The organism is Streptomyces sp. NPDC033845, from assembly GCF_055576225.1.
Genome location: NZ_JBVIRI010000013.1, coordinates 161148 through 182570 on the forward strand (window position 1 = coordinate 161148; position 21423 = coordinate 182570).

The 21423-nt window shown below is 72.1% G+C and carries 20 protein-coding genes and 3 tRNA genes; 11 read left to right on the plus strand and 12 right to left on the minus strand.

The annotated features are described in order from the left end of the window. The first annotated feature begins 134 nt into the window (after positions 1–134). Together ACZ50K_RS26455 and ACZ50K_RS26460 are read left to right on the plus strand one after the other, a co-directional pair. Positions 135–1604 (plus strand): N,N-dimethylformamidase beta subunit family domain-containing protein, encoded by a 1470-nt coding sequence (locus ACZ50K_RS26455; protein WP_468907491.1) that lies wholly within the window; start codon positions 135–137, stop codon positions 1602–1604. 71 nt (positions 1605–1675) lie between these two features. Then, positions 1676–2575 (plus strand): phosphoribosylaminoimidazolesuccinocarboxamide synthase, encoded by a 900-nt coding sequence (locus ACZ50K_RS26460; protein ID WP_468907492.1) that lies wholly within the window; start codon positions 1676–1678, stop codon positions 2573–2575. 60 nt (positions 2576–2635) lie between these two features. Here ACZ50K_RS26460 and ACZ50K_RS26465 read toward each other — a convergent pair. The 8 genes from ACZ50K_RS26465 to ACZ50K_RS26500 form a co-directional block, all read right to left on the minus strand. After that, positions 2636–2708: transfer RNA gene (locus ACZ50K_RS26465), tRNA-Gly, on the minus strand. Between the two features lie 22 nt (positions 2709–2730). After that, positions 2731–3342, minus strand: coding sequence for a response regulator (locus ACZ50K_RS26470; RefSeq protein ID WP_468907493.1), 612 nt, complete (start codon positions 3340–3342; stop codon positions 2731–2733). Continuing rightward, on the minus strand, positions 3339–4661 hold the full coding sequence (locus tag ACZ50K_RS26475) for a sensor histidine kinase (RefSeq protein ID WP_468907495.1): 1323 nt from the start codon (positions 4659–4661) through the stop codon (positions 3339–3341). Before ACZ50K_RS26475 ends, ACZ50K_RS26470 begins: the two co-directional genes overlap by 4 nt. Before the next feature lie 17 nt (positions 4662–4678). Further along, a complete protein-coding gene (locus tag ACZ50K_RS26480) occupies positions 4679–5452 on the minus strand; it encodes an ABC transporter permease (RefSeq protein WP_468907497.1) in 774 nt (257 codons plus the stop codon). Then, entirely contained in the window at positions 5449–6435 is a 987-nt protein-coding gene (locus ACZ50K_RS26485; protein ID WP_468907499.1) for an ABC transporter ATP-binding protein, read from the minus strand. The genes ACZ50K_RS26480 and ACZ50K_RS26485 overlap by 4 nt, the downstream gene beginning before the upstream one ends. A 132-nt stretch (positions 6436–6567) precedes the next feature. Beyond that, a tRNA-Gly gene (locus ACZ50K_RS26490) sits at positions 6568–6643 on the minus strand. Between the two features lie 64 nt (positions 6644–6707). Continuing rightward, positions 6708–6779 (minus strand) — tRNA-Gly (locus ACZ50K_RS26495). Between the two features lie 89 nt (positions 6780–6868). Next, positions 6869–7186: a histone-like nucleoid-structuring protein Lsr2 gene (locus ACZ50K_RS26500; protein ID WP_468907500.1), complete on the minus strand. Its 318-nt coding sequence runs from the start codon at positions 7184–7186 to the stop codon at positions 6869–6871. 315 nt (positions 7187–7501) lie between these two features. Here ACZ50K_RS26500 and purS point away from each other — a divergent pair, with 315 nt between their 5' ends. From purS to ACZ50K_RS26530, 6 genes are all read left to right on the plus strand, one after another. Continuing rightward, a complete protein-coding gene (purS, locus tag ACZ50K_RS26505; protein ID WP_468907501.1) occupies positions 7502–7753 on the plus strand; it encodes a phosphoribosylformylglycinamidine synthase subunit PurS in 252 nt (83 codons plus the stop codon). Beyond that, positions 7750–8430, plus strand: a complete 681-nt coding sequence (gene purQ / locus ACZ50K_RS26510; protein ID WP_468907503.1) for a phosphoribosylformylglycinamidine synthase subunit PurQ — start codon at positions 7750–7752, stop codon at positions 8428–8430. Before purS ends, purQ begins: the two co-directional genes overlap by 4 nt. Further along, on the plus strand, positions 8427–10676 hold the full coding sequence (gene purL / locus ACZ50K_RS26515) for a phosphoribosylformylglycinamidine synthase subunit PurL (RefSeq protein WP_468907505.1): 2250 nt from the start codon (positions 8427–8429) through the stop codon (positions 10674–10676). Before purQ ends, purL begins: the two co-directional genes overlap by 4 nt. Before the next feature lie 83 nt (positions 10677–10759). Next, complete coding sequence (locus ACZ50K_RS26520; RefSeq protein ID WP_468907506.1) at positions 10760–12058, plus strand: hypothetical protein; 1299 nt, start codon at positions 10760–10762, stop codon at positions 12056–12058. A 56-nt stretch (positions 12059–12114) separates the two neighbouring features. Further along, positions 12115–12897, plus strand: a complete 783-nt coding sequence (locus tag ACZ50K_RS26525) for a maleylpyruvate isomerase family mycothiol-dependent enzyme (RefSeq protein ID WP_468907508.1) — start codon at positions 12115–12117, stop codon at positions 12895–12897. A 119-nt stretch (positions 12898–13016) separates the two neighbouring features. Next, on the plus strand, positions 13017–13814 hold the full coding sequence (locus tag ACZ50K_RS26530) for an META domain-containing protein (RefSeq protein WP_468907510.1): 798 nt from the start codon (positions 13017–13019) through the stop codon (positions 13812–13814). Positions 13815–13841: 27 nt separating this feature from the next. On the opposite strand, the gene ACZ50K_RS26535 is transcribed toward ACZ50K_RS26530, so the two are convergent. Together ACZ50K_RS26535 and ACZ50K_RS26540 are read right to left on the minus strand one after the other, a co-directional pair. Further along, positions 13842–15257 (minus strand): sulfatase-like hydrolase/transferase, encoded by a 1416-nt coding sequence (locus tag ACZ50K_RS26535; protein WP_468907512.1) that lies wholly within the window; start codon positions 15255–15257, stop codon positions 13842–13844. A 177-nt stretch (positions 15258–15434) separates the two neighbouring features. Continuing rightward, entirely contained in the window at positions 15435–15575 is a 141-nt protein-coding gene (locus ACZ50K_RS26540) for a putative leader peptide (RefSeq protein WP_468907573.1), read from the minus strand. A 113-nt stretch (positions 15576–15688) separates the two neighbouring features. On the opposite strand from ACZ50K_RS26540, the gene purF reads away from it, so the two are divergent. After that, on the plus strand, positions 15689–17206 hold the full coding sequence (gene purF, locus ACZ50K_RS26545) for an amidophosphoribosyltransferase (RefSeq protein ID WP_468907513.1): 1518 nt from the start codon (positions 15689–15691) through the stop codon (positions 17204–17206). A 91-nt stretch (positions 17207–17297) separates the two neighbouring features. Beyond that, positions 17298–18365, plus strand: coding sequence for a phosphoribosylformylglycinamidine cyclo-ligase (gene purM / locus ACZ50K_RS26550; RefSeq protein ID WP_468907514.1), 1068 nt, complete (start codon positions 17298–17300; stop codon positions 18363–18365). A gap of 78 nt (positions 18366–18443) precedes the next feature. On the opposite strand, the gene ACZ50K_RS26555 is transcribed toward purM, so the two are convergent. Beyond that, the gene (locus ACZ50K_RS26555) at positions 18444–18707 is read right to left on the minus strand and encodes a DUF3073 domain-containing protein (protein WP_468907516.1); all 264 of its coding nucleotides are present in this window, start codon (positions 18705–18707) and stop codon (positions 18444–18446) included. A gap of 278 nt (positions 18708–18985) precedes the next feature. Further along, entirely contained in the window at positions 18986–20080 is a 1095-nt protein-coding gene (locus tag ACZ50K_RS26560) for a Leu/Phe/Val dehydrogenase (protein ID WP_468907518.1), read from the minus strand. A 179-nt stretch (positions 20081–20259) separates the two neighbouring features. Between ACZ50K_RS26560 and ACZ50K_RS26565 the strand changes: the two genes are divergently transcribed. Further along, positions 20260–21114 carry a DUF8083 family protein gene (locus tag ACZ50K_RS26565; protein WP_468907522.1) on the plus strand — a complete coding sequence of 285 codons (855 nt, stop codon included), beginning with the start codon at positions 20260–20262 and terminating at the stop codon, positions 21112–21114. Positions 21115–21423: the final 309 nt, after the last annotated feature.

Consider the following 21423-nt stretch of genomic DNA (forward strand, 5'->3'; position numbering starts at 1 on the left):
GTCCGTTACCACCGATTCGCGACGAAGGGTGACGGACCGCACGCGTGATGTGATGTGCTGTGGGCCGGCCGCGGGCGGAATCCCGTCGGGCGCGGCCGAAAACGTTCGGGGGAGCGACGAGGGAGGGGAGCGGAATGGGTGCGGACCAGATCCGGCGCTGGGAGTCGGGTGCGCTCGCGCACGCCGTGAACGACCCCTTCGGGCAGGGCCCCCTACCGTGGTTCCGCGGCAGCGAGCTCTACCTCGACGACACCGGCCAGCCGGTCCCCTGGTACGTGGACCTCCCCTCGCCCCGCGAGGGAGGTGCCCGCAGCAACGGCCCGCGGACCGCCGACGACGTCCACCGCCAGATCAAGGGGTTCGCCTCCACCGGGGCGGTCACCCCGGGCGAGGCCATCGACTTCCACATCACCGTGGACCCGCCGCAGCAGTTCTCCGTGGACATCTACCGGATCGGCCACTACGGCGGGGACGGCGCCTCCAAGATCCACTCCAGTCCGCGGCTGTCCGGGATCGTCCAGCCCGCCCCCCTCACCGCCGACCGCACGGTCTCCTGCCACCACTGGTGGCTGTCCTGGCGGCTCCAGGTCCCCGGCTACTGGAACGTCGGCGCCTACGTCGCGGTCCTCACCACCGTCGACGGCTACCGCTCCCACATCCCCTTCACCGTCCGCGACGAGCACCCCGCCGATCTGCTGCTCCTGCTGCCCGACATCACCTGGCAGGCCTACAACCTCTACCCGGAGGACGGCCGCACCGGCGCCAGCCTCTACCACGCCTGGGACGAGGAGGGCCGGCTGCTCGGCGAGCGGGACGCCGCGACCACCGTCTCCTTCGACCGCCCCTACGCGGGCGCCGGCCTGCCGCTGCACGTGGGCCACGCCTACGACTTCATCCGCTGGGCCGAGCGGTACGGCTACGACCTCGCCTACGCCGACACCAGCGACCTGCACGCCGGGCGGATCGATCCGGCACGCTACCGGGGCCTGGTCTTCCCCGGCCACGACGAGTACTGGTCGGTGCCGATGCGCCGGGCCGCCGAGAAGGCCCGCGAGCGCGGCACCTCGCTGGTGTTCCTCTCCGCCAACACCATGTACTGGCAGGTGGAGCTCAGCGCCTCCCCCTCCGGGGTCCCGGACCGGCTGCTGACCTGCCGGAAGCGCCGCGGCCCCGGCCGGGCCGCGCTGTGGCGCGAGGTGGACCGGCCCGAGCAGCAACTGCTCGGGATCCAGTACGCCGGCCGGGTCCCGGAACCGGCCCCGCTGATCGTCCGCAACGCCGGGCACTGGCTGTGGGAGTCCACCGGGGCCGTCGAGAACGACGAGCTGCCCGGGCTGGTGGCCGGCGAGGCCGACCGCTACTTCCCCCGCACCCAACTCCCCGAGCACCAGGACCGGATCCTGCTCGCGCACTCCCCGTACCAGGACGGCGCGGGCCACCGACGGCACCAGGAGACCTCCCTCTACCGCGCCCCCAGCGGCGCCCTGGTCTTCGCCTCCGGCACCTTCGCCTGGTCACCGGCCCTGGACCGCCCCGGCCATGTGGACGAGCGGATCCAGAAGGCCACCGCCAACCTCCTGGACCGGATCTGCAAACGCGACTGACCCCCCGGCTCGGGGAACCGGGCCGGTGCGGGAGAATCGGGGTGCTTCATACAGAACCACAGGGAGACCCCGTGTCCGGATTCGTCGAAAAGCCCGAGCCGGTTCAGGTTCCGGGCCTCATCCACCTCCACACCGGCAAGGTCCGCGATCTCTACCGGGACGGGGCGGGCAACCTCGTCATGGTCGCCAGCGACCGCCTGTCCGCCTACGACTGGGTGCTGCCCACCGAGATCCCGGACAAGGGCCGGGTCCTGACCCGGCTCTCCCTGTGGTGGTTCGACCAGCTCGCCGACCTCGTCCCGCACCATGTGATCAGCACCGAGCTCCCGGCCGGCGCCCCCGCCGACTGGGCCGGCCGCACCCTGATCTGCAAGAACCTGGACATGGTCGCCGTCGAGTGCGTGGCCCGCGGCTATCTGACCGGCTCCGGCCTCGCCGAGTACGAGCAGACCCGCACGGTCTGCGGACTGGGCCTGCCCGAGGGGCTGGTGGACGGATCCGAGCTGCCCGCCCCGATCTTCACCCCGGCGGCCAAGGCCGCGGTGGGGGAGCACGACGAGAACGTCTCCTACGAGGAGGTCGCCCGGCTGGTCGGCCCCGAGACGGCCGCACTGCTCCGGCAGACCACCCTCGCCGTCTACGGCCGGGCCCGGGACATCGCGCGCGAACGCGGGATCATCCTGGCCGACACCAAGTTCGAGTTCGGTTTCGCCGACGGACAGCTGGTGATCGCCGACGAGGTGCTGACCCCGGACTCCTCCCGGTTCTGGCCGGCCGACTCCTGGCAGCCGGGCCGCGCCCAGCCCAGCTACGACAAGCAGTTCGTCCGGGACTGGCTGACCTCGGCCGCCTCCGGCTGGGACCGCCGGAGCGAGACCCCGCCGCCGGCCCTCCCGCAGGAGATCGTCGACGCCACCCGTGCCAAGTACATCGAGGCCTACGAGCTGCTGACCGGCCAGAGCTGGAGCTAGGCCGTCCCTTCCGGACACGGAGAAGCCCCCCGGTCGAGGACCGGGGGGCTTCTCCAGCGGAGCGGACGACGAGACTCGAACTCGCGACATCCACCTTGGCAAGGTGGTGCTCTACCAACTGAGCTACGTCCGCATGCGCCGTGGCGCGGGCACCACTATACCCAACCCCGCTCCCGTGCGAGACGCACCGCCGTGTGCCGGTTCTCGGCGCCGAGTTTGGCCGCGGCCGCCGACAGGTAGTTGCGGACGGTCCCCTGGGAGAGTCCCGCCCGCTCGGCGATCTCCGCGATCGGGGCCCCGTCGGCCGCCAGTTCCAGCACCTCGGCCTCCCGCGCGGTCAGCGGGGAGTCCCCGGCGCTGATCGCGTCCGCCGCCAACTCCGGGTCCACATAACGCCCTCCGGCGTGCACGGTGCGGATGATCTCGGCGAGCCGCTGGGCCGACACGGTCTTCGGCGCGAAGGCCCGCACCCCGGCGGACAGTGCCCGCTTCAGATGGCCCGGCCGCCCGTGGCTGGTCACGATCATCGTCCGGCAGTCGGGGAGTTCGGCCTGCAGGGATGTGGCCACGCTCACACCGTCCGCCCCCGGCATCTGGAGGTCCAGCACCGCCACGTCCGGCCGGTGCGCCCGGGCCATGGCCAGCGCTTCGGGCCCGGAGGCGGCCTCGGCGACCACCAGCAGGTCGTCCTCCAGGGCCAGCAGCGCGGCCACCGCGCCGCGGATCAGATGCTCGTCGTCGGCCAGCAGTACGCGCACGGGGCTCATGCCCGCACCCCCCGTTCCGGAAGTTCCACGGTCTTCTCGTTCTTCTCGTTCTTCTCGTTCTTCTTGTCGTCGGTCGCGGCCCGCAGCGCCGCGGGCCGCGACCCCTCGGCCCGCAGCGCCGCCGCGGGGACCCCCGCGCGGAGCAGGAACCGGCCGTCCGGGGCGGGCCCGGCGTCCAGGGTGCCGTCCAGGGCGGCGAGGCGTTCCCGCAGGCCCGCCAGTCCCGAGCCGGGCCGGCCGGAGGGTTCGGCGGGGGCGCCGTCGTTCTCCACCTCCAGGGCCACCCCGTCGGCCTCGGGGACCAGCCGGATGGTGCAGTTGCGGGCGTCCCCGTGCCGCAGCACGTTGGTGGTGGCCTCCCGGACCACCCAGCCGAGCACCGACTGCACCGGGGCCGGGAGTTCCCGCCGGTCGAGCGGTTCCACCCGGCAGTCGATGCCGGCGGCGGTCAGCACCCCGCGCGCCCCCTCCAGTTCGACCGCGAGGTCCGCCTCCCGGTAGCCGCGGACCACGTCGCGCACCTCGCGCTGCGATTCGCGGGCGATCCGCTGCACCTCGGTCATCTGGTCCACCGCCTCCGGGCGGCCGCGGTGGGCCAGCTGGACCGCGAGCTCGCTCTTCAGCGCGATCACGGCGAGATTGCGGCCCATCACATCGTGCAGGTCGCGGCCGAACCGGAGGCGTTCCTCGGCGACCGCCAGCCGGGCGCCGAGTTCCCGGGCCCGGTCCAGTTCCCAGACGGTCTTCAGCAGCCAGGCGGAGAACCCGCAGGTGACGGAGAGCAGGGTGACACCGATCAGCAGGCCCACGGCGTAGCCCAGGGAATCCGGCAGGGGCAGGCCGACGGCCAGCCCGGTCGCTCCGGCGGCCAGTGCCACCCCGGGGGCCACCCAGCGCATGTCCCGCAGTTCCCGCAGGCAGAGGGTCAGGGATCCCATCCCGAAGCAGACGACCCCGCCCACCAGGGTGGGTGCGCCCTGGCGGATCTCCTCGTCGCCCCGGGCGTGCAGGAGGAGGAACCCGACGGCGAGGACCGCGGTGAGCACGGCCAGCGCGAGGGCCGGCCGGACCGGGCGGGGCGCCCGGTCCAGGGACCAGTCCAGGGCCCGGGCCGCGACCAGGGCGCAGAGCACGGAGTGGGCGACGACCAGCAGGGCGGAGCCGATGCCGAGCACGGTGGTCGGACCGGGGATCACCAGGGCGCCCAGGCCGACCGCCCCGATCTCGATCACCGCGAAGCTGTGGAACGACCAGCGGGTGTACAGCTCGATCTTCGCCGCGCTGGTGCGGCCACTCCACCATCCGGTCAGTTTCGGCACGTCCCGGCCCCCTCTTCCTAGCGGCGCGGTTCCCAGCGGAACCACCGCTGCACAGCAAACACGGCGATCATCGTCCAGGCCAGCGTGACCACGGCCGCGGTCAGCTGCTCCCCGCCGGTCGCCTCTCCGGTCCAGCCGGCCCGGACCAGGGTCATCACCCCGGTGAGCGGCAGCAGTTCGCAGACCGAGGCGAGCTTCCCGGGCAGGGTCTCCAGGGGTACGAACAGCCCGGAGCCCATCGCGGTGATCAGGAACAGCGGCAGGGTGGTGATCCCCGCCGTCTCCACGTTGCGGGTGAAGGCGCTGGTCACCGCGGCCAGCGAGGCCAGCAGCACGATGCCGGCGAGCACCGCGGCGAGCAGCAGCACCGGGTTGCCGGGGGCCCGTACGTCCAGGAGGGCCGCACCGGCTCCGGCCAGCACCACCACCTGGAGCAGGGCGAGGACGGTGGCCGGCAGGGCGGCGCCGGCCAGGATCTCCAGATCGCCGGCCTCGCCGGTGCGCAGCCGCTTCAGGACGAGTTCCTCGCGCCGGGCCACGTAGGCGGAGACCAGGTTCATGTAGACGACGAGGATCAGGACCATGCCGATGCCGCCGGTCAGGGTGGCCTCGCCGACGGCGGCGGCGCCGCCCTCCAGGTCGAATCCGCCGAGCGAGGACCGCAGGACGAACACCATGGTCAGCGGCATCATCAGGGCCACCGTGAGGGCGGCCCGGTTGCGGACCAGCAGGGTGAGCTCGGAGCGGCCGAGTGCGAGGAGCCGGCCGGGGTTCAGGGTCAGGGTGTTCATCGGGTTCCCGCCAGGCTCTCGTGGTGGTCGTCGGGGGTACGGGTGCCCGTGGCGGCCGGGCCGGGTACGGCGGACCGGCGGCTCTGGGCGATCTCCAGGAAGGCCTCCTCCAGGGAGGCGGAGCGGGCGTCGAGTCCGGCGAGTTCCACGCCCTCCCGGTCGGCCCAGCCGAGGAGTTCGGTGAGTACGGGCTGGAGGCGGTCGGTGCGGATCTCCACCCGGCGGCCTTCGGCGGCGGCGTGCAGCGCGAGCGGCAGCCGGGCCGGGGCCACGTCCTCGGGGAGGGTGAAGCGGATCCGGGCGGGGCGGGTGGCGGTGACCTCGGCGGGGGTGCCGGAGAGGACGAGTTCGCCCTCGTGGAGGATCGCCAGCCGGTCGGCGAGTTCCTCGGCCTCTTCCAGGTAGTGGGTGGTCAGCAGCACGGTGGTGCCCTGGTCGCGGAGTTCCCGGACCAGCCGCCAGGTGTCCCGGCGGCCCTCGGGGTCCATTCCGGTGGTGGGCTCGTCCAGGAACAGGACCTCGGGCCGGCCGAGCAGGGCCAGGGCCAGGTCGAGGCGGCGGCGTTCGCCGCCGGACAGCTGCTTCACCCGGACGGCGGCCCGGTCGGTGAGCGAGACCAGCTCCAGCACCTCGGCGGCGGGCCGGGCCCCGCTGGTGACCCCGGACCACATCCGGACGGTCTCGGCCACGGACAGGTCGGAGGGGAATCCGCCCTCCTGGAGCATCACCCCGGTGCGCGGCCGGACGGCGGTCCGCTGCCGGTGGGGGTCCAGACCGAACACCCGGACCCGGCCGGCGGTGGGCGCGGCCAGTCCTTCGAGGACCTCGACGGTGGAGGTCTTGCCGGCTCCGTTGGTGCCGAGCAGGGCGAAGATCTCGCCGGGGGCCACGGAGAAGGAGATGCCGCGGACGGCCTCGAAGCCCCCGGCGTATCCGCGGCGCAGGTCCTCGACTTCGATCACGGGCTGGTCGGTGTTGGTCATGGATCCAGCTTCGGCCGGGATCCGGGGCCGAGGCAGTGCGCGCTGTCACCACCCCCGATGACAAATGTCATCGGGACGGTTGGAAGGGGAAACGGAGAAGCCCCCCGGTCGGTGACCGGGGGGCTTCTCCAGTGGAGCGGACGACGAGACTCGAACTCGCGACATCCACCTTGGCAAGGTGGTGCTCTACCAACTGAGCTACGTCCGCATGCGTCTTCAGACGCGGGCACTACTGTACCTGATCCACGGGAGTGGACCGGTACGTCATGCAGAGCGGGTGACAGGGATCGCACACTGCGCCTTCCCCCTGGAAGGGGGATGTTCTGCTACTGAACTACACCCGCACGACCTTCGGGGTTCTGACCTGCGGTCTTGGCCCCTCGGCGTGATCCACACACTAGCGGATCAGACCGGGTACTTGGCAAATCGGCCCTCAGTGAGCCTCGTTGTAGGCCTCGTAGACCTTCTTGGGGATGCGGCCCCGGGGCGGCACGTCGAGCTGGTTGGAGCGGGCCCAGGCGCGGACCACGGCCGGGTCGGGGGCCAGCGAGGTGTGCTTGTAGGTCTTCCCGGAACGGGCCTGCCGGCGTCCGGCGGCCACGAAGGGAGCCAGGCTCTTGCGGAGTTTCTTCGCGTTGGCGAGATTCAGGTCGATCTCGTACGACTTACCGTCCAGACCGAACACGACCGTTTCCGCCGCTTCTCCGCCACTGAGATCGTCGGAGATCGTGACTACTACTCGCTGCGCCACGGATATCGGTCCCTTCGTGCGACATCTCCGCCCTTGACGTGCTGTGATGTCGACTGTGTGGATGTTTCGTAACAATACTGCTTTCCGGGGCAATCTCCCGGGATTCCTTTGTACCGCGATTTCTTGCGAAGAGCGACGCTCAGTTAATTCTCTCCGCGTGTCCCGGCGCAATGCCGGGCAGGTGGTTTTCCGGTGGATTTTGCGAAGCGTTGGTGAAGCGCCGGGTGATACGGGAGGATATCTACCCGCGTAGAAATTTCGGCCGGGTACGCTGAGGGAACCGCCTTCGCACCAACCACCTCATCGGGAGTGCCAGTGGCACGCGTCGTAGTCGACGTCATGCTCAAGCCGGAGATCCTCGACCCCCAGGGCCAGGCGGTGCAGCGTGCACTACCGCGCCTGGGCTTCAAGGGGATCGCCGACGTCCGCCAGGGGAAGCGCTTCGAACTGGAGGTAGAGGGACCGGTCGACCAGGCCGCCCTCGACCGCATCCACGAGATGGCCGAAACGTTCCTCGCCAACACCGTCATCGAAGACTTCGTCGTCAAGGTGGAGTCCGACTCGTGACCACTCGCATCGGAGTCGTCACGTTCCCCGGAACCCTCGACGACCGCGACTCGCTGCGCGCCGTCCGCCTCGCGGGCGCCGAGCCGGTCTCGCTGTGGCACCGCGACAAGGACCTCCACCAGGTCGACGCGGTCGTCCTCGCGGGCGGCTTCTCCTACGGGGACTACCTGCGGGCCGGAGCGATCTCCCGCTTCTCCCCCGTCATGGAGACGATCATCGAGCAGGCCAGGGCCGGCATGCCCGTCCTCGGCATCTGCAACGGCTTCCAGGTCCTCACCGAGGCCCATCTGCTGCCGGGCGCGATGCTCCGCAACAACCACCTGCACTTCATCTGCCGCGACCAGAAGCTCCGCGTCGAGAACGCGGACACCGCCTGGACCGGCGACTACGCGCAGGGCCAGGAGATCTCCGTCCCGCTCAAGAACATGGACGGCCGGTACGTCGCCGACGAGCGCACGCTCGACGAGCTGGAGGCCGAGGGCCGCGTCGCCTTCCGGTACGTGGACGTCAACCCCAACGGCTCGCTCCGCGACATCGCCGGCATCACCAACGCGGCGGGCAACGTCGTCGGCCTCATGCCGCACCCCGAGCACGCGGTGGAGCCGCTGATCGGGACGGGCCGCACCGACGGCCTGCCGTTCTTCACCTCGGTCCTGAAGAAGCTGGTCAGCGCATGAGCCTCGACACCGTCAAGAACGCCACCGAGACCCCGGACGCCTCCCAGCCCTGGAAGGAACTCGGCCTCAAGGAGGACGAGTACGCCCGGATCCGCGAGATCCTCGGCCGCCGTCCCACCGGCGCCGAGCTCGCCATGTACTCCGTCATGTGGTCCGAGCACTGCTCCTACAAGAGCAGCAAGGTCCATCTGAAGCAGTTCGGCGAGAAGGTCCCCGCCAACGACGCCATGCTCGTCGGCATCGGCGAGAACGCCGGCGTGGTCGACGTCGGCCAGGGCTACGCTGTCACCTTCAAGGTGGAGTCGCACAACCACCCCTCGTACATCGAGCCCTACCAGGGCGCGGCCACCGGCATCGGCGGCATCGTCCGGGACATCCTCGCGATGGGCGCCCGCCCGGTCGCCGTGGTGGACCCGCTGCGCTTCGGCGCCGCCGACCACCCCGACACCAAGCGGGTCCTGCCGGGGGTGGTCGCCGGCATCGGCGGCTACGGCAACTGCCTGGGCCTGCCCAACATCGGCGGCGAGGTCGTCTTCGACTCCTGCTACCAGGGCAACCCGCTGGTCAACGCCGGCTGCATCGGCGTGATGAAGCACGAGGACATCCACCTGGCCAAGGCCTCCGGGCCCGGCAACAAGGTCATCCTCTACGGTGCCCGCACCGGCGGCGACGGCATCGGCGGAGTCTCGGTCCTGGCGTCCGAGACCTTCGACGACACGAAGCCCACCAAGCGCCCCGCCGTCCAGGTGGGCGACCCCTTCCAGGAGAAGCTCCTCATCGAGTGCACCCTGGAGATCTTCAAGGAGAAGCTGGTCGCCGGCATCCAGGACCTCGGCGGCGCCGGGCTCTCCTGCGCCACCAGCGAGCTGGCCTCGGCCGGTTCCGGCGGCATGCGCGTGGAGCTGGACACCGTCCCGCTGCGCGACGAGACCCTCTCGCCCGAGGAAATCCTCATGAGCGAGTCCCAGGAGCGCATGTGCGCGATCGTCGAACCGCAGCACGTGGACCGGTTCCTGGAGATCTGCGAGAAGTGGGACGTGATCGCCACCGTCATCGGTGAGGTCACCGAGGGCGAGCAGCTGGAGATCTACTGGCACGGCGAGCTCATCGTGGACGTGCCCCCGGGCACCGTCGCCCACGAGGGCCCGACCTACCACCGGCCGTACGCGCGCCCCTCCTGGCAGGACGCCCTCCAGGCGGACGACGCCGGCGCGCTGCCCCGCCCGGGGACCTCCGAGGAGCTCCGCGCGCAGGTGCTGGCCCTGGTCTCCTCCCCGAACCAGGCCTCCAAGTCCTGGATCACCGACCAGTACGACCGGTTCGTGCAGGGCAACACCGTGCTGTCGCAGCCGGAGGACGCCGGCATGGTCCGCATCGACGAGGACTCCAACCTCGGCGTGGCCATGGCCACCGACGGCAACGGCCGCTACGCCAAGCTCGACCCCTACACGGGCGCGCAGCTGGCGCTGGCCGAGGCGTACCGCAACGTGGCCGCCACCGGTGCCAAGCCCCTCGCGATCTCCGACTGCCTGAACTTCGGCTCCCCCGAGGACCCGGACGTCATGTGGCAGTTCGCCGAGGCCACCCGCGGCCTCGCGGACGGCTGCCTGGAGCTGGGCACCCCGGTGACCGGCGGCAACGTCTCGCTCTACAACCAGACCGGCGACACCGCGATCCACCCCACCCCGGTGGTGGCGGTCCTCGGTGTGATCGACGACGTCAACCGGCGCACGCCGATGGCGTTCGCCGAGGCCGGCCAGCTGCTCTACCTGCTCGGCGACACCGCCGAGGAGTTCGGCGGCTCGGCCTGGTCCGAGGTGGTCCACGGCCACCTGGGCGGACTGCCGCCCAAGGTGGACCTGGGGCGGGAGAAGCTGCTCGCCGAGATCCTGATCTCGGCCTCCCGCGACGGCATGATCGACGCCGCGCACGACCTGTCCGACGGCGGTCTGGTCCAGGCGCTCACCGAGTCCTGCCTGCGCGGCGGCAACGGCGCGCGGATCGTGGTCCCGGAGGAACTGGACGCGTTCACCTTCCTGTTCTCCGAGTCCGCGGGCCGGGCCGTGGTGGCCGTCCCGCGCAGCGAGGAGCTCCGCTTCACCGACATGTGCGGTGCGCGCGGTCTGCCCGCCACCCGGATCGGTGTGGTGGACGGCCAGGAGATCGAGGTCCAGGGCGAGTTCAGCCTGCCGCTGGCCGAGCTCCGCGAGGCGCACGAGGCGACCATCCCGGCGCTGCTGGCCTGAGCGCCCGACGGCCGGAAGCGGCCGTAGCGATTCCGTGTCCCCGCGGCCTACTGGCCGCGGGGACACGTCCGCATACTGACCCCGTGACCGACCACGTCAAGTACCTGCCGCCTGCCGCGATACCCGAAGCCGGGGCCGCGGGCTGGCCCGTCGCGGACGCCGAGCGGTGGCTGGCGGCCCGCCTCCCGGCGGTGTTCTCGCCCCAGGGCGCCTGGTGGTCGCTGACCCCGCTGCTGCTGGCCTCGGTGGTGCTGCTCGCCTGGAACGAGGCCGCCGTGGAACCGGTGGGCACCGACTGGCGGGGCTACTTCTCCGCCCTGCTGCTGTTCTGCCTGCCGGCCTGGTACCGCTGGCTGCCCGCCGCTGCCCTGCCGGGGGCCGTCGCGCTGATGGCCGTGGACCTCGCCGAGTACGCCGACCTCGACCCCGGGGACACCCCGGGCCGGGTGGGCTGCCTGCTGGTCCTGCTGCTGGCCTGCCACGCGCTCGCCGGTTCGCTGCTGCGGCTGCGGTCCCGGCGCCGCCAGCGGGCGCTGGCCCTCGCCGCGGCCGGCCCGGCCCGCGCCGCACTGCCCGAGCCGCTGCCGCTGGCCCACCAACGGCGCGGGATCAACACCGCGCTGATCGGCGCGGGGCTCTGCCTGTTCGGCGCGCTGCTGCTGTTCGCCGGGCTGTCGGACGACCTGGACGCCCCGGCGGGCGAACCGTACGACGCCGGCGGCCAGCAGTTCGCCGCGCTGCTGCTCCTGGTGCCCGGCAGTACCTTCCTCGGCCGGGGCGGCACGGCCTGGCTCACCGCCCGGCGGCTGCGCCGCACGCCCCAGCCGGTGCTGCGGGTGGGCGTGCTGCACGCGGCCTACCGGGACGACTGCTGGCTGCTGCCGGACGCCCGCACCGAGGAGGTGCCGCGGCTGCTGGCCTTCCGCGGGACCATCGACAGCCGCTACCGCTCCGGGGCGCCCCGCAGCTTCCTCGGTGCCTCCGAGGAGCACCTGCGCCGCAAGCACCACGACATCGACCCGACCAGGGAGCCGTACGAGGCGCTGCTGTACGGGCTGCCCTGCGAGGGGGCCGAACTGGTCCTGGAGTACGCCGTCTTCAACCACTCCGGGACCCGGCTGGAATCGGGGGTGACCGCCGCCGTCGGGCTGGCCCCGGCCGGCCGGCCCCGCCGGGCCCGCTGGACGCCCGCCCGGACCTCCCACCGGCTGCGCCGCCGGGCGGAGGAGCGGAAGGAGGCCAAGCGGCGGGCGGAGCGGCGGGCCTCCGGGGACTCCGGAGGCTCCGGAGGCTCCGGCTCCTGCGGCTCCTCCTCCGACAGCTGCGGAAGCGGCAGCAGCTGCGGCAGCAGTTGCGGGGGCGGCGGCTGCGGCGGGGACTGAGCCGCCGCAGGGCCCCGCGGCTGCGGAGCCGGGCTCCGATCCGGCAGACTCCCGCCATGCCTCCCAAGACCCGCAGCTACGACCGGGCGAAGACCCGCGCCGCCGTCCTGACCCAGTTCGGCCATCTGGCGCGGGCCGTCCAGGAGCTCGGCCCCGAGCAGCTGGCGCTCCCCACCCACCTGGGCGACTGGACCGTGCGGGACCTGGCCGCGCACATCGGCTGGATCGTCCGCTCGATCCCGGAGGCGGCCGCCCTCCCCGAACCGGCGAAGGCCGAACTGACGGTGGCGGACTGGCCGTTCGCCACGGCCCGGATCGCGGACCGGATCGCCGGCCTGGCCCGGGAGACCGCGGCCGGGGAGCCGCTGGGGCCGCTGTACGAGGAGGCCGGCGCCCGGCTCGCCGAACTCCTGCCGGTGGTCCCCGACGCCCGGCTGTTGCACCTGCGGGTCGGGGCCATGTCCTTCGGGGACTTCCTGGTCACCCGGACCGTGGAACTGGTGGTGCACACCGACGACCTCAACCGGGCGGCCGGCCTGGACGTCCCCGTCGACCGGCAGGCCCTCGCGGCCTGCACCCGGGTGCTCGCCGACGCCCTCGCGATCAAGGCCCCGGGGGGTTCGGTGGAGGTGCGGGTGCCGCCGTTCGCCGTGGTGCAGTGCGTGGCCGGGCCCCGGCACACCCGGGGCACCCCGCCCAACGTGGTGGAGACCGACCCGCTGACCTGGGTGCGGCTGGCCACCGGCCGGACCGGCTGGGCGGAGGCCGTGGACTCCGCCCGGGTCCGCGCCTCCGGGGAGCGGGCGGACCTGTCGGAGCTGCTGCCGGTGATGAGCTGACCGGGCGGATCGGGTGGCCGGGCGGATCGGGTGGCCGCGCGGATCGGGTGCCCGGGCGGACGGCCGGGGAACCGGATCGCGGTCCGGCCCGTCGGAGTGGCATGAGGACTTCCCGCAGCGTGCCATTCGCCCTTGTCCTGGCCGCCGCCCTCGCCGTGACCGCCTGTGGCGGTTCCCCGGCGGGCGGAGCGGTCTCCGAACCCGGCCCCCTGCTGGCCGGCACCTCCTGGTCCGTCCGGAGCGTCACCGCGGACGGCAGGACCCTGAACGGCCCACCCCAGGCCGAGGTGGCCTTCGCGCCGGACGGGAAGCGGGTGTCGGGCAACTACGGCTGCAACGGCCTCGGCGGCGAGGTGGCCGAGGACGGTACGGCGGTGACCGTCACCCCCGGCCCGCACACCGAGATGGCCTGTCCCGACCTGGAGTTCGAGAACGCCTTCGCGAAGGTGTTCACCGGCCGGCTGGAGACCGAGCGGCGGTCCGGCGGCGAGCTGGTGCTGACCGCCCCCGGCGGCGGCCGGGTCGTCCTGGCCGAGAAGGCGGACCCGCCGGCCGCCCCGGCCCCCCTGGTGGGCAGCCGCTGGGTGGTCGACTCCTTGGTCAAGGGGGAGACGGTGTCCTCGGTGCCCGCCGCGGCGGCCGGCCGGGCCGAGTTCACGCTGGCCGCGGACGGCACCGTGACCGGCCGGCTGGGCTGCAACCGGTTCAACGGCAAGGCCACCGTGGAGGGCGCGAAGGTGACCTTCGGGCGGCTCGCCAGCACCCGGATGGCCTGCACCGGCCCGGCCGGCGAAGTGGAGGCGGCCCTGTCGGCCCTGTTCGCCGCGGGTCCGCTGCAGGCCACCGTCAAGGACCGCACCCTGACCCTCACCGCCGCCGACGGGACCGGCCTGCGGGCGGCCGTACCGGAGAAGTAGCGGCCGCCCCCGGGAGGGCGGGCCCGGTCAGACCGGGTAGGGCAGCAGACCGGCGTCCGTCCGCTCCCAGGCGGTCCGCAGCTCCGCCAGCCTGGCCGGCTCCACCGCGGCCTTGTCGGCCTGCTCCCGGACGTCCCCCTTCAGGTGGAACAGCTGGTCGCGGCCGGACTTGCCCCGGTAGTACTTCCAGTCGCCGCGGCGCAGCGCCCGCTCGCCGCGCACCCGCCAGAAGAGGTTCCGCTCGGCGACCTTCTCGCCGCGCAGCAGGTACCCGGCCAGACTCACCCCGTCGAGCGGGTAGGCGCGGTGCGGCCGGGTCCCGGCGACCTCCAGCAGGGTGGCCGTCCAGTCCGGGCTGAACACCGGCAGATGGCTGACCTGGCCGCCGTCCAGGCGGGCCGGCCAGCGCACGATGTTCGGGACCCGGATGCCGCCCTCCTGGAGGGATGCCTTGTTGCCGGACAGCGGCCAGTTGTAGGAGAACCGCTCGCCGCCGTTGTCGCTGGAGAACACCACGATGGTGTCGTCCTCCTGCCCGGAGCGCTTGAGCGCCTTCAGCACCTGGCCGATCGACCGGTCGAGGTCCTCGACCAGCTCCTTGTACTTCTCCACCGAGCCGCCGTCCTGGTGCCACAGGGCGCGGCCGTCCCCGGCCTTGATCCGGCGGACGATCTCGGCGCTCTCCTCGGTGTCCCCGTCGGCGATCCACGGCCAGTGCGGGGTGGTGAAGTTGAGGTTCAGCAGCCAGGGCTTGCCGTGGTGGTCGCGGGAGACGTACTCGCCGGCCCGCTCGGTCAGGATCCGGGTGTAGTAGCGCAGGTCCTTGTACTCGGCGTCGCCCTCGAAGAGGTCGTACTCCCCGCCCAGGCCCAGCTTGGAGTAGTACTCCAGGGCCCCGCCGAAGTTGCCGAAGAACTCGTCCCAGCCGGACTTGGTAGGGCTGTAGTCGGGCAGGTAGCCGGCGTGCCACTTGCCGATCAGCGCGGTGGAGTAGCCCGCCCCCTTCAGCAGCGAGGCCAGGGTGGGATGGGTCGGGTCCAGGCCCACCGACTTGTCGGCGATCGGCTCGGCCAGCCCGCCCCTGGTCCGGGCCGGGTAGCGGCCGGTGTAGAGGCTGAACCGGGTCGGGGAGCAGGTCGCCGACCCGGAGTAGGCGTCGGTGAAACGGACTCCCTCGCGGGCCAGCCGGTCCAGGTGGGGGGTCCTGATGTGCGGGGAGCCGTAGGAGGAGAGGTCGGCCCAGCCGAGGTCGTCGGCCAGGATGAACAGGATGTTGGGGCGGCGGGAGTGGCGGCCGCGGGCGGCCCGGAACGGCCGCTCCTGCGGGGCCGCTTCCTGCGCGGCGGCCTGCCGGGCGCCGAGCCCGGTGGCGGTGAGCGCGGCGGTGGCGGCGGTGGCCGCACCGAAGGCGCGGCGGGACAGCTTGCTGCTGGTGCTGGACATGGGGGTGCGTGCTCCTGGGCAGGGGCGGGCCGCGGGCGGGCGCGCCGGCCCGCCGTACGGTCGCGGAGGCCGTACGGAGGTCCGGGGCGGGGCCCGTGGCGGGAAAGGGTGTCCGCCGGGGCGCGCGGCCGTGGCGGGACGGACCCCGCGGGGGCGGGGCCGTGCGGGGAGCGGGGTTCAGGCGCAGCGACAGATGGCGCTCGCGACACGGACCAGGTCCACGTGCCGGCGCTCTACGAGGGTGACGGAACGGTCACCGAGGGGCTGCATGGGGCGAGAGCTTGTCCGAATATCCGTTGACCTGTCAACAGATGCCATCCGGATGCCGAGACGGATACCGAGGCGGAGGGCGGGGTCACCCTCCGTGCTGTGAGATTTCACGGGCCGTCCCCAATTCGGACCAGTGGTCGACCTCGCCTACACTCGGTCTCGTGCCTCGTGGTGATGGACGACTCAACCACGACCTGCTCCCCGGTGAGAAGGGCCCCCAGGACGCTTGCGGCGTCTTCGGTGTCTGGGCTCCGGGTGAAGAGGTCGCCAAGCTCACCTACTTCGGACTGTATGCACTGCAGCACCGCGGACAAGAGTCCGCGGGAATCGCTGTGAGCAACGGTTCCCAGATCCTCGTCTTCAAGGACATGGGCCTCGTTTCCCAGGTCTTCGACGAAACCTCCCTCGGATCCCTCCAAGGTCATATCGCGGTCGGTCACGCCCGCTATTCGACCACCGGGGCCTCCGTGTGGGAGAACGCCCAGCCCACCTTCCGCGCGACCGCCCACGGCTCCATCGCCCTGGGCCACAACGGCAACCTGGTGAACACCGCCGAGCTCGCCGAGATGGTCGCAGACCTCCCCCGACAGGACGGCCGCGGCACCCAGGTGGCCGCGACCAACGACACCGACCTGGTCACGGCGCTGCTGGCCGGCCAGGTCGACCCCGAGGGCCGGCCGCTGACCATCGAGGAGTCCGCCCGTGCGGTGCTCCCCAAGGTCAAGGGCGCCTTCTCGCTCGTCTTCATGGACGAGGGGACCCTCTACACCGCCCGTGACCCGCAGGGCATCCGCCCGCTGGTCCTCGGCCGCCTGGAGCGCGGCTGGGTGGTGGCCAGTGAGAGCGCGGCGCTCGACATCTGCGGCGCCAGCTTCGTCCGCGAGGTCGAGCCCGGCGAGCTGATCGCGATCGACGAGAACGGCCTCCGCTCTTCTCGATTCGCAGAAGCGAAGCCCAAGGGCTGTGTGTTCGAGTACGTCTACCTGGCGCGCCCGGACACCGACATCGCCGGCCGGAACGTCTACCTCTCGCGTGTCGAGATGGGTCGGCGACTGGCCAAGGAGGCGCCCGCCGAAGCCGATCTGGTGATAGCGACGCCGGAATCGGGCACGCCCGCCGCCGTCGGCTACGCCGAGGCCAGCGGGATCCCGTACGGCTCCGGCCTGGTGAAGAACGCCTACGTGGGCCGCACCTTCATCCAGCCCTCGCAGACGATCCGCCAGCTCGGCATCCGGCTCAAGCTCAACCCCCTCAAGGAGGTCATCCGGGGCAAGCGCCTGGTGGTCGTCGACGACTCGATCGTCCGCGGCAACACCCAGCGCGCGCTGGTCCGGATGCTCCGCGAGGCCGGGGCGGCCGAGGTCCACATCCGGATCTCCTCGCCGCCGGTGAAGTGGCCGTGCTTCTTCGGCATCGACTTCGCCACCCGGGCCGAACTGATCGCCAACGGCATGTCCGTGGACGAGATCGGCAAGTCGCTGGGCGCGGACTCCCTCGCCTACATCTCCCTCGACTCCATGATCGAGGCGACCACCATCCAGAAGCCGAACCTCTGCCGTGCCTGCTTCGACGGCGAGTACCCGATGGAGCTGCCGGACCCGGAGCTCCTCGGCAAGCAGCTGCTGGAGAACGAGCTGGCCGGCGGCACGGACGCCGCCGACGCGCTCCGCCGCCCGTAAGAGGCGGCATCCCGTCCGCGGCCCGGTTCCCGCCGGGCCGCGGCGCCCCTCGGTAACACCCTGCAGTACGACACGAAAGTTCTCTCCTCCCATGCCAGAGACCACCGGTGCCAGCTACGCAGCCGCGGGCGTCGACATCGAAGCGGGCGACCGCGCCGTCGAACTGATGAAGGAGTGGGTGAAGAAGACCCAGCGCCCCGAGGTCCTCGGCGGCCTCGGCGGATTCGCCGGACTCTTCGACGCCTCCGCCCTCAAGCGCTACGAGCGCCCCCTCCTCGCCTCGGCCACGGACGGGGTCGGCACCAAGGTCGACATCGCCCGCCGGCTGGGCGTGTACGACACCATCGGCCACGACCTGGTCGCGATGGTCATGGACGACATCGTCGTCTGCGGGGCCGAGCCGCTGTTCATGACCGACTACATCTGTGTCGGCAAGGTGCACCCCGAGCGGGTCGCGCAGATCGTCAAGGGCATCGCCGAGGGCTGTGTGCTGGCCGGCTGCGCGCTGGTCGGCGGCGAGACCGCCGAGCACCCGGGCCTGCTGGGTCCGGACGAGTTCGACGTGGCCGGGGCCGGCACCGGTGTGGTCGAGTACGACCGCCTGCTGGGCGCCGATCGCATCCGTACGGGTGACGCGGTGATCGCGATGGCGTCCTCCGGCCTTCACTCGAACGGGTACTCGCTGGTCCGGAACGTGCTCTTCGACCGGGCCGGGTACTCCCTGGACCGCGAGGTCGAGGAGTTCGGCCGGACCCTCGGCGAGGAGCTCCTGGAGCCCACCAAGATCTACTCGCTGGACTGCCTGGCCCTCACCCGCACCACCGAGGTCCACGCCTTCTCGCACATCACCGGCGGCGGACTGGCGGCCAACCTGGCCCGCGTCATCCCGGACCACCTGCACGCGACGGTCGACCGGACCACCTGGGCACCCGGCGCGGTCTTCGATCTGGTCGGCACGGCCGGGCGCGTCGAGCGCGCGGAGCTGGAGAAGACGCTGAACATGGGCGTCGGCATGATCGCCGTGGTGCCGGCCGAGTCGGTGGACGCGGCCCTGACCACACTGGCCGACCGCGGGGTCGACGCCTGGGTGGCCGGCGAGATCCTGGACCGGGGCGCGCACGCCGAGGGCGCCGCCCTCACCGGTTCCTACGCGAGCTGAGCAGCACGAAACCCGGTCCGGAGGCGAAGGCCCCGGACCGGGTCAGTGATCTGCGTGTGGTGCGAAGCGAGGGGCGCGTCAAGCGCCGCGACGCTGTGCCGACGGACCGGACTCTTCGTCCTCGTCGTCGTCATCGCTGTTGTACAGAGCCGCGTACTTGGCGTACGGGTCGTCGTCGTCCTCATGATCGTCATCGACTTCGACCGGCTCGCTGATAGGCAGCGGCTCTGTCGGCGATGCGCCCAGCTCATTGGCCAGACGCGTCAGATCGGTTCCGCCGCTGCTGTACTTCAGCTGGCGGGCGACCTTTGTCTGCTTGGCCTTTGCCCGGCCGCGCCCCATGGCTCGACCCCCTCGGTGACGGGGCTCGACGGCCCCAGAGTCTGACACGCGTTCATGGTTCGGATCGGGCTCTCCTTGGAGAGACCGTCCGTAGGGCTTTAACGGTACCTGCTTCCGCGGCCATACGGTACGCCGCCCGCATGACGTGCCCCGTCGCAGTGACCATGAGTCGCCCTGTACTCGCTGGTCAGCTGCGATTTTAACCCTTTATTGGCGGCCGACCCGCCGAAGCGCAGTGAGTTCCGTCTCGCCGCGCTCCGGCGGGGGTGCGGCGGCTGTCAGGCGCGGCGCGCGGCGCGGGCGTCCGCCATCCGCTGCTCGGCGATCCGGTCGGCCGCGGCGGCCGGCGGAATCCCGTCAGCCTTTGCGCGAGTGAAGATCTCCAGGGTGGTGTCGAAGATCTTCGTGGCCTTGACCTTGCAGCGGTCGAAGTCGAAGCCGTGCAGCTCGTCGGCGACCTGGATCACCCCGCCAGCGTTGACCACGTAGTCCGGGGCGTAGAGGATCCCGCGGTCCGCGAGGTCCTTCTCGATGCCGCCGTGCGCGAGCTGGTTGTTGGCCGCACCGCAGACGATCTTGGCGGTGAGCACCGGGACGGTGTCCTCGTTGAGGGCGCCGCCGAGCGCGCAGGGGGCGTAGATGTCCAGGTCGGGGATCCGGATCAGGTCCAGGGTGTCGGCCACGGCGGTGACCTTGCCCGGGTGCTTGTCCAGGATCCGCCGCACGGACTCCTCGCGGACGTCCGTGATGACCACCTCGGCGCCGTCCTCGATGAGGTGCTCGACCAGGTAGTGGCCGACCTTGCCGACGCCCACGACGCCGACCTTGCGGCCGCGCAGGGTCGGGTCGCCCCAGAGGTGCTGGGCGCTGGCCCGCATGCCCTGGAAGACCCCGTACGCGGTGAGCACCGAGGAGTCGCCGGCGCCGCCGTTCTCGGGGGAGCGGCCGGTCGCCCAGCGGGTCTCGCGGGCCACCACGTCCATGTCGGCCACATAGGTGCCGACGTCGCAGGCGGTGACGTACCGGCCGCCCAGGGACTCCACGAACCGGCCGTAGGCGAGGAGGAGTTCCTCGCTCTTCAGCAGGTCGGGGTCGCCGATGATCACGGCCTTGCCGCCGCCGTGGTCGAGTCCGGCGAGGGCGTTCTTGTACGACATGCCGCGGGCGAGGTTCAGCGCGTCCTGGACGGCCTCCTCGTCGGAGGCGTACGCGTGGAAGCGCGTGCCGCCGAGGGCGGGGCCCAGGGCGGTGGAGTGGATGGCGATGACGGCCTTCAGGCCACTGGCCCGGTCCTGGCAGAGCACGACTTGCTCGTGGCCGCCCTGTTCCGTGCGGAACAGGGTGTGCAGGACGCCGTCGGTCATTTCGGTCACGGTGGTGACTCCCATGGAAGAGATGCGGCGGGAACCCTCCTGAGGGTGGGGAGGGCGTGTAGGAGCAGCGTAAGACCTGGGGGGTGGGGTGCGGTGCAGAGTGGCTCGGATCACCTCGGGCGCGGCTCCGGGAGGGGGCGCGCGGAGTACCGGCGGGCCGTGCGGGGGAGGACCCCGGGGTGACCGATTCCCCGGAGGCCGGGCCCTCTCCCGCCCGCGCGGTGCCCCTCGTCCCGTACGCGTCCTACCTGCGGGTCTACGAGCCGCTGGCGGCCTTCCAGGAGCCCGAGCGGACCCACTGGGCGGATTACGTCCGGCGCGGCCGCCGGCCGACCGCACAGGACGAACTGAGGCGGTCGCTGGCGGACTTGACGGCGGTGCCGCCGGTGGGGGTGCCGCGGCGCGAGAGCGCCGACGCGTTCACCGCCGAGCTGGAGGGGGTGACGCTGGTCTGCCCCTGGCGGACCCGGCTGCGCGGCTGGCTGGCGCTGGAGGAGCTCGTCGCGGAGTTCCCGGGGCCGGTGCTGGACGCGGCGATGCCGCCCGGGGTCCGGCTGCGGGCGGCCGGGGAGTACGCGCGCTGGCGGGAGCGGAACCCGGACGGCCGCCCGTGGATCCGGGACGCGGTGTGGCAGGTGCCGTTGCGCTGGTTCGTGCTGGTGGCGGACGAGGAGCGGGACTGGCTGCCCGGGGAGCGGCTGCGCTACCGGACCCCGATGGTGCAGGCCCGGCGGCGGCTGGCCCGCGGCCTGCGCACGCTGCGCGGGGTGGAGGGGTTCGGGGTGCTGGCCGAGGGTCTGGTGGAGGTCGGCAGCTGGCTGGAGGAGTTCCACCCGCGCTCGATGGTGGAGCTGGACTACGGCGGGCTGGTGCACGGCCTGCCGCCGGCCGGGCTGGCCGCGGACCGGTCGGCGGCCGAGCTGGCGGCCGGCCTGGAGGCGCTGCGGTCCGGCGACCCGGAGCGGGCCCAGGAGCTCTTCGGGGGGCTGACGGAGCGCTGGCGGACGGTCCGGGAGAGACTCTTCGCCAACTAGCGGTCCGGGAGCGGGCCGGGGAGCAAGCCCGGGAGCGGGCCGGGGCGCTGTCCGGGCGGCCGGACAGATCCGGTACCGCTCAGGTATAGGCCGAACGGCCACAATCAGGGATCATGGACCCGAACCACGGCATTCGGGCCTTAGTGCCAGGACCTTCGTCCCGATACGGGCCATTGGCCCAAGCGTGACGGACCGCACTATCTACACCCTTGCGCCGTTCCCCTACCCTCGTGCCAAAATAGGACAAGGAGTCCGGGGAGGGTTCCTTCCGTCCTGGAAAGGACGGAATGCTCGGCATTGCACTCTATG

Coding starts and splice junctions, on each gene's coding strand:
- ACZ50K_RS26455 (WP_468907491.1), top strand. CDS start 135: ATGGGTGCGGACCAGATCCGGCGCTGGGAGTCGGGTGCGCTCGCGCAC.
- ACZ50K_RS26470 (WP_468907493.1), bottom strand. CDS start 3,342: ATGAGCCCCGTGCGCGTACTGCTGGCCGACGACGAGCATCTGATCCGC.
- ACZ50K_RS26480 (WP_468907497.1), bottom strand. CDS start 5,452: ATGAACACCCTGACCCTGAACCCCGGCCGGCTCCTCGCACTCGGCCGC.
- ACZ50K_RS26485 (WP_468907499.1), bottom strand. CDS start 6,435: ATGACCAACACCGACCAGCCCGTGATCGAAGTCGAGGACCTGCGCCGC.
- purL (WP_468907505.1), top strand. CDS start 8,427: ATGAGCCTCGACACCGTCAAGAACGCCACCGAGACCCCGGACGCCTCC.
- ACZ50K_RS26525 (WP_468907508.1), top strand. CDS start 12,115: ATGCCTCCCAAGACCCGCAGCTACGACCGGGCGAAGACCCGCGCCGCC.
- ACZ50K_RS26535 (WP_468907512.1), bottom strand. CDS start 15,257: ATGTCCAGCACCAGCAGCAAGCTGTCCCGCCGCGCCTTCGGTGCGGCC.
- ACZ50K_RS26540 (WP_468907573.1), bottom strand. CDS start 15,575: ATGGCATCTGTTGACAGGTCAACGGATATTCGGACAAGCTCTCGCCCC.
- purM (WP_468907514.1), top strand. CDS start 17,298: ATGCCAGAGACCACCGGTGCCAGCTACGCAGCCGCGGGCGTCGACATC.
- ACZ50K_RS26555 (WP_468907516.1), bottom strand. CDS start 18,707: ATGGGGCGCGGCCGGGCAAAGGCCAAGCAGACAAAGGTCGCCCGCCAG.